At 63.5% G+C, this 13,868-nt stretch carries 12 protein-coding genes; 2 read left to right on the plus strand and 10 right to left on the minus strand.

The window, feature by feature from the left end:
• Positions 1-2 precede the first annotated feature (2 nt).
• The 10 genes from ACRECS_RS24525 to ACRECS_RS24570 form a co-directional block, all read right to left on the minus strand.
• The gene (locus ACRECS_RS24525) at positions 3-1,232 is read right to left on the minus strand and encodes an ABC transporter permease (RefSeq protein ID WP_431585592.1); all 1,230 of its coding nucleotides are present in this window, start codon (positions 1,230-1,232) and stop codon (positions 3-5) included.
• 5 nt (positions 1,233-1,237) lie between these two features.
• Entirely contained in the window at positions 1,238-1,918 is a 681-nt protein-coding gene (locus ACRECS_RS24530) for an ABC transporter ATP-binding protein (protein WP_431585593.1), read from the minus strand.
• Positions 1,902-3,143, minus strand: coding sequence for an efflux RND transporter periplasmic adaptor subunit (locus tag ACRECS_RS24535; RefSeq protein ID WP_431585594.1), 1,242 nt, complete (start codon positions 3,141-3,143; stop codon positions 1,902-1,904). Before ACRECS_RS24535 ends, ACRECS_RS24530 begins: the two co-directional genes overlap by 17 nt.
• Before the next feature lie 2 nt (positions 3,144-3,145).
• On the minus strand, positions 3,146-3,844 hold the full coding sequence (locus ACRECS_RS24540) for a YIP1 family protein (protein ID WP_431585595.1): 699 nt from the start codon (positions 3,842-3,844) through the stop codon (positions 3,146-3,148).
• 44 nt (positions 3,845-3,888) lie between these two features.
• Positions 3,889-4,071 (minus strand): hypothetical protein, encoded by a 183-nt coding sequence (locus ACRECS_RS24545; RefSeq protein WP_431585596.1) that lies wholly within the window; start codon positions 4,069-4,071, stop codon positions 3,889-3,891.
• 13 nt (positions 4,072-4,084) lie between these two features.
• A complete protein-coding gene (locus ACRECS_RS24550; RefSeq protein ID WP_431585597.1) occupies positions 4,085-5,506 on the minus strand; it encodes a HesA/MoeB/ThiF family protein in 1,422 nt (473 codons plus the stop codon).
• Positions 5,507-5,511: 5 nt separating this feature from the next.
• Complete coding sequence (locus ACRECS_RS24555; protein ID WP_431585598.1) at positions 5,512-6,579, minus strand: hypothetical protein; 1,068 nt, start codon at positions 6,577-6,579, stop codon at positions 5,512-5,514.
• Between the two features lie 566 nt (positions 6,580-7,145).
• On the minus strand, positions 7,146-7,949 hold the full coding sequence (locus ACRECS_RS24560) for a DeoR/GlpR family DNA-binding transcription regulator (RefSeq protein WP_431585599.1): 804 nt from the start codon (positions 7,947-7,949) through the stop codon (positions 7,146-7,148).
• A 67-nt stretch (positions 7,950-8,016) separates the two neighbouring features.
• Complete coding sequence (locus tag ACRECS_RS24565; RefSeq protein ID WP_431585600.1) at positions 8,017-9,312, minus strand: TIM barrel protein; 1,296 nt, start codon at positions 9,310-9,312, stop codon at positions 8,017-8,019.
• A gap of 28 nt (positions 9,313-9,340) precedes the next feature.
• Positions 9,341-11,458, minus strand: a complete 2,118-nt coding sequence (locus ACRECS_RS24570) for a bifunctional rhamnulose-1-phosphate aldolase/short-chain dehydrogenase (RefSeq protein WP_431585601.1) — start codon at positions 11,456-11,458, stop codon at positions 9,341-9,343.
• A gap of 145 nt (positions 11,459-11,603) precedes the next feature.
• Here ACRECS_RS24570 and ACRECS_RS24575 point away from each other — a divergent pair, with 145 nt between their 5' ends.
• Both ACRECS_RS24575 and ACRECS_RS24580 read left to right on the plus strand, forming a co-directional pair.
• Positions 11,604-12,980 carry an FGGY-family carbohydrate kinase gene (locus ACRECS_RS24575; RefSeq protein WP_431585602.1) on the plus strand — a complete coding sequence of 459 codons (1,377 nt, stop codon included), beginning with the start codon at positions 11,604-11,606 and terminating at the stop codon, positions 12,978-12,980.
• Positions 12,977-13,868 (plus strand): L-lactate dehydrogenase (locus tag ACRECS_RS24580; protein ID WP_431585603.1); only part of this gene is annotated, 892 nt, incomplete at its 3' end. The genes ACRECS_RS24575 and ACRECS_RS24580, both read left to right, overlap by 4 nt.

Consider the following 13,868-nt stretch of genomic DNA (forward strand, 5'->3'; position numbering starts at 1 on the left):
CCTCACTCATAGCGTAGTGCCGCCAGGGGATCGAGGTCGGAAGCCTTGGCGGCGGGAACCACGCCGAACAGCAGGCCGACCATGGTCGAGAAGGCGAGCGAGAGCCCGATTGACCAGCCCGGGATCATCGGTGGGGGCAGGCCGGGGATGAACAGGGTGCCGAGCAGCCCGATGATCCAGCCGGCGAACACGCCGATCACGCCGCCCATCAGCGACAGGATCACTGCCTCCAACAAGAACTGGAGCAGGATGACATGGCGCGGCGCACCGAGCGCTTTGCAGATGCCGATCTCGCGTGTCCGCTCCGTCACTGACACCAGCATGATGTTCATGATACCGATCCCGCCGACGAGCAGCGAGATCCCGACGACGCCGCCCAGTACATAGGTAATCGAATCCGTCACCGAGGACACGGACCTGGTCAGCTGCTGCGCGGTCTGCACGCGGAAATCGTCGTCCTCGCCCGGCGACAGTGCATGGGCCTGACGCAACGTTCCCTCAATGCGGCGCTGCAATTCGCCGAGCCGCGACAGATCGGTGACGTCGATCAGAATCGTGATGTCCTGCAGGCTTTCATTGGGCATGATCCGCTGTCCGATCGCGAATGGCACGACCATATAATCGTCCTGGCTGATCCCGAGCAGGTCGCCGCGCGTTTCCATGATGCCGACGATCTTGAGCGAAAAACCGCCGACCTCGACGAATTGGCCGATCGGATTGGCGGCCAGCTTCAGATTTTTGCGCACCTGTTCGCCGATCACGCAGACCTGGCGGGCCGAGCGGTTGTCGCTGTCGGTGACGAACCGCCCCATCCGCGGGAATACCCGGATCGTATCCTTGTATGTCGCGGTCGCGGCCAGCATCCGCGTCTGGTTGGTTTCCGCGCCGCTGGAGATTCGGGCGCCGAACTGGCCAAAGGGCGCAAAGGAGGGGACGATCCGCCCGATATCGCCGAACTTCGCCTTGATCAGCAGATAATCCTTCATCTGCAGCCGGTTCGACTGGCCGAGCAATTGCTCGCGGAACGGCGTCGACGACTGGATCGTCAACACATTCGTGCCGAGCCCTTCGAAATTGCGGATCACCGAATAAGACAGGCCCTGGATGATCGACACCACCGCGATGACCGATGCCACGCTGACGACGATGCCCAGGGATGTGATGACGCTCCGCAACGGACGCGTACGGATGCTGTCGAGCGCGAGCAACAGGCATTGCAGCACCATGCCCATGCGCGTCAGCCCTCGTCCGACAGGATCCTGCCGTCGCGCAGGGTGATCCGGCGCTGGCATCGCCGTGCGATCGCTTCGTCATGCGTCACCAGGATCACCGTTTGGCCTTCGCCGTGCAGTTCGTCGAAGAGCTGCAGGATGTCTGCTGCCGTGGTCGAATCGAGATTGCCCGTCGGTTCATCGGCCAGCAGGAGCGACGGTGCCGTCACCAGCGCGCGAGCGATCGCCACGCGTTGCCGCTGACCGCCCGACAGCTCGTTGGGCAAATGGTTCTTGCGGTTGAGCAGCCCGACGCGGTCGAGCACGCGCTCGGCACTGGCAATGCGGTCCTTGCGCGATCCTGGCCGGTAAATCAGCGGCTGCATCACATTCTTCAGCGCCGATATGCGCGGCAACAGGTTGAAGTTCTGGAATACGAATCCGATCCGGCGATTGCGTATCTCGGACAGGGCGCGTTCCGACATCGCCGCCACATCGGTTCCATCGAGCAGGTAATCGCCCGATGTCGGCCGGTCGAGACAGCCCAGAATGTTCATCAGGGTCGATTTGCCCGAGCCCGACGACCCGATCAGCGCAAGATATTCGTTGCGGCGGACTGCCATATCCACGCCGTCCAGCGCGAAGATGGTTTCTGAGCCGACGCTATAGGTCCGCTTCAGCGTGCGGAGTTCAATCAGTGGCGCCATTGGTCGCCCCCTGGCTGAGCTTGGGCAAGACCTTCGCGCCGTCGACGAGCGATTTCAGCACCGCATAGGGCCCGACCACCACCTTCTCGTCCCGGCGCAAACCACTGGTGACGGCCTGATAGGCATCGTCCGCATTGCCGATATGGATATAGCGGCGCGTGACACGATCGCCGTCGATTACGAAGACATAGTTGCGGATTCCGGCGCGGCGATCCTGTGGCAGGCTGATGCCGTCATCGTCCGTTGTCTGGTCGCTCAGCACTGCTTGTACCGGCACCGCCAGGATCGGGGCGGGGTTCGAGGTATAGATTTTCGCGCGGCAGGACATGCCCTGGCGCAAATGCCCCGATTGCGGCCCGGTAATCTCGGCTTTGACCGAATAGGCGCGGCCAGTTGCGTCGTTGATCGGCAATACCTCGGCGGCGCGGCGCGGCGCCAGCGCGATCTCGCGCAGATGGCCGGTGATGCCGCGATCGGGCAGCATCGGGCAGATGATCTGTGCCTCACTGCCCAGCGCCAGGCGGCCGACATCATTCTCATCGACGTTCAGGTCGACCATGATCGTTTCCTTGCGCGCGATCGTCAGCAGGCTCGATCCCGGGATGCCGGTCGCGCTCGGAACGGCGGTTTCGCCGGTCTTGATGTTGACCGAGACTACCGTGCCTGACATTGGCGCGCGGATCACCGTGCGATCGAGTACATATTTGGCTTGCTTGAGCTCGGCGGTCGCTCGCGTGACCGCCATCCCGGTGCCGGCCAGGTTCGCCTTGGCCGCATTCAGCGCATAATAGGCGCTGTCATAGGCCGCCTTCGACACGAACCCCTTGTCCGCAAGGTTTGCGACGCGGTCCAGCTGCAGTTTCAGGTTGCTGACGTTGAAGCGTTGCTGTGCCTGGTTGGCGTTTTCGATCGCCATCTGGGCGCGCTGCTGCGCGGCCGCCTGGCGCAGATTCTCGTCCTCCAGTGTGATCACCACCTGCCCCTGCGTCACCTCGTCGCCTTCCTTCACCAGCACGGTCTTCACTCGCGCGATGATTTCCGGCGAAAGCAGCGCCTGTTGCCGGTAGATGAGATTGCCGGTCGCAAGCACGGTTTCGCGAATATCGCGCGGGCGGACCGGCTCCACCTCGACCTGGGTCGCGGTCGATCGCGCGAAGAACCGGACGAGGAAGGGTGAGGCCAGGATAAAGGCCGCCAGTACGGGCAATAGGATGCGGCGATTCATCCTCAGGCGGAACCGCTCGCCAACAGGGCGGCCGCCCAGATGCCGTACACCAGGGCATCTGGGGCGATGGCGATCAGCGCCGCGCGCGTGAACTTCAAATTGCCCAAGACCTGCAGGCCGATCGCGATCAGCACCATTTCCCAGATATTGATCAGGCTGAATGTCGACAGCAGCTGCCCCCAGCCCGAACTCGGCGGCAGGTGGAACAGTAACTGGTTCAGCGACACGGGATTCACATCGTTGCCCGCCAGCCGGCCCTCGGGCGCGAGCATGATGTTTAATATGCCTGCCGGCAGGATCAGCGCGAGCGGTGCCGTCGACCACATCACGATCGCGAACAGGCGGGTAAAGCGCTGGGTATCGCCGCCGCGCACCTTGAAGATGATCCAGAAGATGAAGGCGCGCCCCAGATTGACCACCAGTGCCAGCAGCACCACGCCGAACAGGCTGATGCCGATCAGCCGCCCACGGGTGTAGAATGGCAATGCGATATCGCGCTGCGCCTTTGGCATGGTCGCCGTCATCTGGTCGCGGAGCCAGGCGAGATCGACATGATAGAAATAGAAGATGTTGAGTAAAGCGGTGAACAGAATCGCAAGCGCAAGCGGCAGGAGGAGCGTCCAGACCTTTCTGGACAGTGCGGCGGTAAATGCCCTTCTCGGGTCGAAGAGCATGACGAGATAGGTTGTCAATAACGACATGCCGCTGGCTCCCTCCTGCGTTGCTGCGGTTCGGACGCGGGCGATCAAGCGGCGTGGTGCCGCATCGAGTAGATCAGGCCGATGAACAGCAGGAATTCAGCCGCGAAGATCGCGCCGAGCGCCTGGTTATCGGTCAGAGCGACGTGGCTGCTCCATTTTCCGACAGTTGCGGCCAGGATGGTCAGCAGCGCGGCCAGGCAGATGATCAAGACTTTCAGGCGTTGCATCATACTATTCCTCTCAAATATCCTGATTGAAGAAAGACAGGGTCTTCGGCGCATATTCGAGCAGCCCGCACATGCCGATAAACAGGGCGGTAACCCCGATTGCGGCCTGTGTGACGACGATGCAGATCGCGCGTACGGTATCGAACAGCTGCGCCATGCTGTGCGGCAGCATCACATCGTTATGGTTGATTGCGCCCAGGATCAGGGCCAGCAGGCTTGATCCGATATAGATTGCGCTGATGACGAAGAATTCGCGGCGTGTCCGCACCGCGTCGTGACCCTGGATCGCATCGATGACTGGGATCGACATGAGCACGGCGACGAACGTCAGCACGCCGATCAGCTCCTGGCCGAAATATTCGCGCAGGACGACCGTGATCAGCATGGCGACCGTCATCAGTGACCGGAACAGGATCGTGTTGGTGCGACGGGGATCGGCCGCCTCGCGTGCGATGGGAGCGCTGCTGCACACCGGGCACTGTGCCGCCGGGATGACGTCTTCGACGAACCATCGACCCAGGCGGGTGTCGTAGCTGTAGATCTTGTCGGCGAAATTCTCGTCGTCACCAATCAGGATCTTGAACGCAATCATGGCGATCTTTGATGCGACGGTGGTCGTCAGCGGCGCGAAGGTCGCTCCCTTGCCATGCAGCCGGCGGATCTGGCCCGGGTCGCCGAGGCAGGCATAGCAGCTTGACCGGCCGGGAATATAATTGGGTCCGACCACCCCGACATAGTCCAGGAAGCCACCGATCACGAAGGGCACGCGGGCTGCGACGCAGGCCGAATTCACCCAGTTGTTCGATTCCTCGGGCGTGTCGATCGCCTTCACGACCAGATCGACGCCGTCGAGCAGGTCGCTGACGTCGCGCTCCGATTCGATCTTTCGATTGAGCGCGACGATCTCGATCTCGGGATTGAACTTGCGGATTGCGCCCGCAATCACATCGACTTTCAATTGGCCGAGGTCGGCGGGAGTGTACATCAGCTGGCGGTTGAAGTTGCTTTCCTCGACCACGTCGAAGTCGAGGATGGTGATCCGGCCAACACCGATCGCGGCCAGGTTCCACAGCACATGGCTGCCGATCGCGCCGACCCCGAGGATCAGGACATGGGCGTTCGCCAGCGTTTGTCCGTGCGCCTCGGGCGTGTCCGATGTCATCGAGAAATAGCCGAGCTGCCGCGAATAGCGCCCGTCGAGCCCTTCGATCGGGCGTTCCAGCAGCACCTTCTTGCTGACCAGCTCGCGCAGCCGCGTCGGCGCGATCAGCTTCAGCATATCCTGTTCCGACACACTCGCGCGAGCGATCAGCACATCGACGATCGCGCGGTGCTCATGCGCGAATGTCACGCGCAGATCCGGCACCGCATTCAGGATTACGCCGCCCGGCGTGTCCGTGACAAAGCAGAACGGGTTCAGGTGATAATCGGTCATGAGCGTTACTTCATCGCCCGAAAGCGCAGCATGCCCAGTATGGGCGGTGTCAGGGCGATCAGGATCAGGAACCCGACATCAACGATCGTGCTGGGCCAGAGCCGGTTCGCCCCGGTCCGCAGTACGAGCAAGGCGGAGAGGACCAATGCCACCTGAAATATCTGGCTGACCGCGAAATACAGGACATAGTCCGCCCTGCGCTGCGCCGATCCCATCACATTGACGAAGGCATTGCGATTGAAGTTCGGCTCGCCGACCAGCTCCTGGAAGATATAGTAGCCGTCATATTCGACGAACGGGATCAGGTTGACGAAGATCAGGATAGCGTTGAGGCCGGCGAACATGATGGCATAAGGAAATGCCGGCGTGCCGACCAGGAACAGGGCCGCAACCAGCGCGACCGTCACGAGCAGATTATTCGCCTGGATACCCGCGAACAGCGTGCGCAACCTTTTGGGCCGGTCGGTCAGCATGTTGATGGCACTGACATCGGCGTAGAAGGCGGGGTGGAGAAAGAACAGCATCAGGCCGATCCGCGGCACTTTCACGCCATAGGAGCGCGCGACGAACGCATGGGAGAGCTCATGCACCAGGCCGACAACGAGGATCGAGGCCAGGTAGAAAGGAATGATACCGAACCCGATAGAGAAGCCAGCCAATGCTGGCCGTGCGATCGGGAACAGCGCCGCGATCAGGAGCAGGTTGAACACGAAGATCGGAAGCGTCGTCCAGCCCAGCATCTCGCGGTAAAATCGGGCGAACCGGGGATGCGCGTCGATCAGCCAGGCCGGGTCGACGTTCAGCACCTTGATCTTCAATGGCGAGATCGCCTTTTTCGGTGTCGCAGCCGTTTCGAGAAGGCCCATGCGCGCGACCGTCGCGACGAATTTCTGGAAATATTCGAACGGAATCCGGGCCGCCAACTGCTCTTGCGACCGGGTACCGTCGAGCAGCCTCAGCCAGGTGACCTCTTGCTGCCCCAGTTTAAAATGGCGCGCGGTCGATACGTCGTAAATATGGAACAGCCCGCCCTCAAGGGCGTAGAATTCCAGACTGTCTTTTACCTTCAGCATCGGGCGACCTGCTCCGTCGGGTACGGGGCGCAACAAGTCGTCACGCCCCGGTCCATGCATTTCTGGCCGTCAGCTGACGAACATCAGCCCGAGGATGCCGAGGCCAATGCCGATTCCCGTGGCAATGCCGGCGCTCAGATCCGACACAGGTGCATCGACGATATCGATTTCTTCGAAAGTCATTGTAAGGTTTCCTTCTGGTAAGGTGGAAATATTACGAGATGAAAAGCAGACCTATTCCAACCGTAACCAGGGCGCCGCCGGCGACACCTGCCCAGAATTCTGCATCGGACGGTGCGTCTATCGTACTGATTTCTTCGAACGTCATGATACTACCCTTCCTTTTCTGCTCCTAAGCCACCGGATTCGAGATCCTGTGGCGTTCGAAGGATGCAGGTGCATGGAAAGGCTAGTCAAATGACAAATTGTTCATGTTTCGAGTTGCGCGTGTGTTAAAATGCGCAATCTACGTAAAGAGCCAATATGGATTTAAGTTAACGGCTCGGACATTTCGGCTGCGAAACAATAAGGGCGCTACGCCTGTTCTTTGAACTATTGCTGCCGTTCTAAGGGGTCGGTGCGACGATCAGTTTGATCCCGGCCTTTTCGATCATCGCCGCATCGCGGTCAGTGATGCCGTCATCGGTGATCACCACGTCGAGCTCGTCGGCGGTGCACACGACATGGCCGGCGGGGGCGCCGAACTTGCTGCTGTCGACCAGCACGATCACTTCATCGGCACGGTCGAGCAGGCGGCGTTCGGCATGGACCAGCAGGACGTCGGTCTGCATCAGGCCATGCCGGCCGATCGATGCCGCACCCATGAAGAGTTTCGACGCGCGGTACCGGCTCATCCCGTCATCGTCGAATGGCGGGAGCAGGATATTCTGTTCGCGGAACAGCGTGCCGGCGGGCATCGAGATATGCGTGCCGGGCTGGCCGATCAGCGCGCTGACGATGTGCAGCGAGTTGGTCAGCACATGCAGCTCAAGCGGGGCGAGCAGCGGGCACATCTGCAAGGTGGTCGATCCGCCGTCGATGATCACCGTCTCGCCCGCGCCGCACAAGGCGGCGGCAGCGCGGCCGATCGCCTCCTTGGCGGCGCGGTTGCGCTCGACATTCTCGTGGAATGGCACGCCGCGCAGATGGCCGTCATTGGCGCCCGCACCACCGCCAGTCGCGTCAGGGACGTCGACCAGCCGCGCGCCGCCGCGCACGCGGACGATCTTGCCGCTCGTCTCCAGCCGGTCGAGGTCGCGGCGCAAGGTCGCGCCGGATGCTTCGAGCGAGCGGTCCAGTTCCTGGAACGATACGAATCCGCGTTCGCGCATCAATTCCAGGATCAGTCGGTCGCGATCTTCTGCGTGCATTAAAGGGCCTTTAAGGATCCCGGCAGGTATCAGGCCTGATCCGCGCGGATGCAAGCATATCCGATCATCAGACGATTCCGGCGCCCAGACCGACCGTAGTGCGCTCCTGCGCCTTGCGTTCGCGCCAGCCCAGCGTGCGATACAGCGCGAGCGGGTCGATCGCACCACCCGCCTCGGCCCGCGCCAGCGCGACGATCGGCGCCACATCGGTATCATAGGCCCGGCGCAGCCCGCGGAAGGCGATGATCGCGTCGTTCGACTCCTGCGCGTCGCGTAGCGCCTCGCGATCGACCAGCAGTGCTTTCGCGAAGGATCCGACGATCGCTTCGGCCGAACAGAGCATGCTTTCGATCGGGTCGGTCACATTGTGCGACTGGTCGATCATATAGGCCGGGTCGAACCCGGTGCGCGGCTCGAGTGCTGCCTCGACCAGCTCGTTGAAGATCAGGAACAACTGGTGCGGGTTGATCGCGCCGGCGTCGAGATCGTCATCGCCGTACTTGCTGTCGTTGAAGTGGAAGCCGCCAAGCTTGCCCGCCTTGTGTAGCCGCGCGACGATCTGTTCGATATTCACATTGGGAGCGTGATGGCCAAGGTCGATCAGGCACATCGCCTTGGGACCCAGTTCCTGCGCCGCCATCATCGACGATCCCCAGTCGGAAATGACCGTCGAGTAGAAGGCCGGCTCGAACAATTTATGTTCGAGCAGTATGCGCCAGTCATCGGGCAGCGCGGCATAGACTTCTGTCGCCGCGTCAAGATAGCGGTCGAGCGAGCGGCCGAGATGCTGCTGGCCCGGGAAGTTGGTGCCGTCGCCGACCCACACGGTCAGTGCGCGCGAGCCGAGCTGGCGGCCGATCTCGATGCATTCGATATTATGATCGATCGCCTGGGCGCGAACATCGGCGTCAGTCGAGGACAGGCTGCCGCTGCGATAGCTGTGCGCCTGGCCGGGCTGATCCTGGAAGGTGTTCGAATTGACCGCGTCAAAGCCAAGGCCAAGGCTCGCTGCTTCTTCGCGCAAGGCGGCATAATCGCTGACCTTGTCCCATGGAAAATGCGGACTGACCCGCGGCGTGGCCTGGCCGAGTTGCTGGATCAGGCCGCAATCCTCGAGCTTTTCATGGATATTGGTCGGTTCGCCCGGGATCGAGAATTTGGCGAAGCGCGTGCCGCCGCGCCCGGCGCCCCAACTCGGCACCGCGACGCTGAAGGTCGCGACCGCGCTCTTCACCTGCGCGATGTCGATACCGCGCCGTGCCAGCTGGCGATCGAGCGCGGCATAATCCTCCGCCAGCGCATCGATGCGCTCGGCATTATGGGTGCCGATCTGGTCGAGCGTCAGCGCGGGGCCGTTCGCCATCCTGTATCTCCCTCAAATTATCACGTTATCAGCGCGGAAAGGCCTGCGCATTGCCGGCATCCACATTGAGCAGATTACCGGTTGATTTGGCCGATGTCGCTGATGCGAAAAAGGCCACGGCTTCGGCGACATCCGCCGGCAGGACGTCGCGCTTGAGCATCGAACGGTTGCGGTAATGCGCCTCCAGCTCTTCGCCCGAATCGATGCCGTGTGCGTCGGCGCGCTCCTGGCGCCAGTCGCCGTCCCAGATACGCGATCCCTTAATCACCGCATCGGGATTGACCGTGTTGACGCGGATGCCGTGCGGCGCCCCTTCGAGCGCGAGGCAGCGCGCGAGATGCAGTGCCGCCGCCTTGGCCGAGGCATAGGCCGAGGCATTGGTCGCCGGCGCGATGCCGTTCTTCGATCCGATGAACACGATCGACCCGCCGCCCGCTGCGCGCAGCAACGGAAAGGCTTCGCGCGAGGTCAGGAAATAGCCTTTCGCCAGCACGTCGTAATTGCGGCCCCACATCTCGACCGTGGTGTCCTCGATCGACGCAGAAGACGCGATGCCGGCATTGACCACGAGGATGTCGAGCCCGCCGAACTCGCGCGCGCAATCGGCGAAAGCGGCGGCGATCTGGGTCTCGTCGGTGACGTCGCACAGGGAGGCGCGCACCCGGTCGGCGTCGAATTTGCGCTCCAGCGCTTGCTGCGCGCCCGCCAGTGTCTCGGCATCGCGATCGAGCAGCATCACGCACGCGCCATCGGCGAGCAACCGTTCCGCGCTGGCGATGCCGATGCCGCCGGCGCCGCCGGTGACCAGCGCGATCTTGCCCGCCAGCGATTTGGGCTTGGGCATGCGCTGCAGCTTGGCTTCCTCGAGCAGCCAATATTCGATGTCATAGGCTTCCTGCTCGGGCAGGCCGAGATAGCCGCCGATCGCCTCCGCGCCGCGCATCACGTTGATTGCATTGCCGTAGAATTCGCCTGCCAGCCGCGCCGTGGTCTTGTCGGCGGCAAAGGTGATGCGGCCAATGCCGGGGATCAGCACGACGACCGGATTGGGATCGCGCATCGCCGGATCGCCGGGATGGACGCAGCGCTGATAATAAGCGGCATAGCCGTCGCGGTACGCGCCGAGCTGCGCCGAGAGATAGGCATCGTCGTCAAGCTGCGTCGGATCAAGCACCAACGGCGCGATCTTGGTGCGCAGGAAATGGTCGGGGCAGGAGGTGCCGATTGCCGCCAGCCGGGCGAAATCGGCTGACCCGGCGAACTGCAGTGACCCGGCATCGTCGGAGAAATGCCCGACCTTCGACTGCTCACCGGTCATCAGCCCGCGCAGCCGCGGCATCAGCCGTGCCGCCGCCGCCTTGCGCTCGGCCGCCGGAAGAGTCGGGGCGATCTCGCCGCCGAAATCGGGGCGCAGCGCGAGCCTGGTGTTGAGATAGGCCGCGGCGTCGGCGATCAGGCCGATGGTGCGGTCGTAACAGTCGCGCGACGTGTCGGCCCAGCAGATCAGGCCGTGCCCGGCGAGCACCACGCCAATGCAGCCGGGATTGGCGGCGACATGGTCGCGCAGCCGCAGGCCAAGGTCGAAGCCCGGACGTTTCCAGCCGAGCCACCCGACCGAGCCGCCCCAGATCTCCTGCACTGCGGCCTCGCCATTTTGTGCCGCGGCCAGAGCGATGACCGAATCGGGATGGACATGGTCGACATGCGCGAAGGGCAGGAAAGCGTGGAGCGGCGTATCGATCGATGCCGCGCGCGGATTGAGGTTGAAGGTGCAGTGCGGCAGATAGCCGACCATTTCGTCTTCATGCTCGACACCGCGATAAAGCCGTTCGAGGCCGATCAGCTTGTCGAGATAGAGTGTAGAGAAGCCGTTCAGCGTCATCGAGCCAATATCGCCGCCCGATCCCTTGACCCATAGTATCTTCACCGTCTCGCCAGTCAGCGGGTCGGTCTCGTCCAGCTTGGCCGAGGTGTTGCCGCCGCCGAAATTGGTGATGGTCAGGTCGCTGCCCAGCAGATTGGAGCGATACAGCAGCAGATTTTCCGGCGACAGCGCGGCTGCAGTCGGTTCCGACCAGAGATTGGCCGGGACGGCGAACGCCAGACTTTCCTGACCGGGCTGCAGTGGTGATGTACGATCGGCCATCGGTCGAATCCCCTCATTCTCGTTTGACGGCGTTCTACAACAGGCTATGGTCGTAAACAATCAGGTTCGATAAAAAATGATCAGATTTAATCTAGGAAGAGGGTGAAAAGCGGTGTTGACGGTGGTGCTCGATGTCGGAAAGACGATGTCCAAGCTCACTTTGTGGGACGGCGGGACGTTGCTCGAGCGACGCACGCGCGCCAATGAGATCGTTGCCGGACCGCATTACACCGCTCTCAATTCGATGGGAATCGAGGCATGGATGGTGACGGTGCTGGCCGATTTCGCCGTACTTGGCCAAATCGGCGCGATCATGCCGGTCGCGCATGGCGCCGCGATTGCGATCCTGCGCGACGGGCAGCTGGCGGTGCCGCCGATCGATTATGAGCAAAGCCTGCCGGCCGAGCGGCGCGCGCGCTATGATACGGGGCGTGACCCCTTTGCCGCGACCGGCTCGCCGGCACTGCCGGCCGGGCTCAATATCGGTGCCCAGCTCGACCTGCTTGACGAGCTTTATCCGGCATTGCTGACGCACGGCGCGACGATCCTGCCCTGGGCGCAATATTGGGCATGGTTGCTGTCGGGCGTCGCCGTGTCGGAAGTGACAAGCCTTGGCTGTCATAGCGATCTGTGGCGTCCTGCCGACGAACGGCCCTCGGACATGGCGGCACGGCGCGGCTGGGCGGCGCTGTTCGCGCCGCTCGCCCGCGCCGGCGATGCGATCGGGACGATTTCCCCGGCGATGGCGGCGCGGACCGGCTTGCCGGCGGATGTCCGGATCCATGCCGGGCTGCACGATTCGAACGCGGCGCTCCACGCTGCACGCGCCTTTGCCGAGATTGGCGATCATGAAGCGACGATCCTGTCGACCGGCACCTGGTTCGTGGCGATGCGCTCGCCCGGCGCCGATGCGGTGGTCGACATCGCCGACCTGCCCGAGGCGCGCGACTGCCTGGTCAATGTCGATGTCCGCGGTGCGCTGGTGCCGTCGTCGCGCTTCATGGGTGGGCGCGAGATCGAGCTGCTCAGCGGCATCGATACGCGCCGCGTCGACATCAAGCCCGACCAGCCGGCGCTGATCGACGCGGTCGAGCCAGTTGTGGCGGCGGGTGCGATGGCGCTGCCGTCGATGATGCCCGGTGTCGGGCCCTTCCCGTCGGGATCGGGCGGGTGGGTGGTGGAGCCCGAGGATCCCTATGCGGTGCGCGCCGCGGCATGCCTCTATGCCGCCCTGGTCGCCGATGCGTCGCTCGACCTGATCGGCTCGCGCGGGCGGCTGCTGATCGAGGGACGCTTCGCCGAGGCGCAGGTGTTCGTGCGCGCGCTGGCGTCGCTGCGGCCGGATACCGCCGTCTACACCGGGGTTGCGCATAACGATGTGTCGTATGGCGCGCTCCGGCTGGTCGATGCGACGCTCGCGCCGCCCGCGGCGCTCGACCGGGTCGCGCCGCTCGACGTGGATCTCTCCGGCTATCGCGACCTGTGGCGCCGGCGCATCGCTGGCGTGGCGGTGGCGGCGTGAAGGCGGCGAACATCCTCGACTATCGTGCGCTCGCGAAGAGCCGCCTGCCGCGCTTCCTGTTCGATTACATCGATGGCGGATCCTATGCGGAGACCACGCTGCGGCGGAACGTGACCGATCTCGAATCGATCGCGCTGCGCCAGCGCGTGCTGCGCGATGTCGGATCGATCGACTTGTCGACCAGCCTGTTCGGCGCGCGCCAGGCGATGCCGGTGGGGCTTGGCCCGATCGGCCTGGCGGGGATGAACGCCCGGCGCGGCGAGACTCAGGCCGCGCGTGCCGCCGCCGGGGCGGGCATTCCCTTCACTCTGTCGACCGTATCGGTGTGCACCGTCGCCGAGGTAGCGGCGGCGAGCCCCCAGTCCTTCTGGTTCCAGCTCTACATGATCCGCGACCGCGGCTTCATGCGCGAGCTGCTCGCACTGGCGCGCGACACCGGCTGCACCGCTCTGGTGTTCACCGTCGACATGCCGGTGCCGGGCAGCCGTTACGGCGACCTGCGGTCCGGCCTTGCCGGCGCGCCCGGCTTGTACGGCGGGCTGCGGCGCTTCGGGCAGGCGGCGATGCATCCGCGCTGGGCGTGGGACGTCGGGGTGCGCGGGCGGCCGCATGGCCTGGGCAATGTCGCCTCGGTGCTGGCGGGCAAGACGGGCCTCGAGGATTTCTTCGCCTGGATGCGGGCGAATTTCGATCCGACCGTAACCTGGCGCGACCTGGACTTCATCCGCACCGAATGGACCGGGCCGCTGATCATCAAGGGGCTGCTCGATGTCGAGGATGCGCGCGAGGCGGCCGCGCTCGGCGCGGACGGGATCGTCGTGTCGAACCATGGCGGACGGCAGCTCGACGGCGTGCCGTCGACCGCGTGCGCCCTGCCAGCAATTGCTG

Origin of the sequence: Sphingomonas sp. (assembly GCF_050725575.1) — a bacterium.
In the GTDB taxonomy this organism is placed as follows: domain Bacteria; phylum Pseudomonadota; class Alphaproteobacteria; order Sphingomonadales; family Sphingomonadaceae; genus Sphingomonas.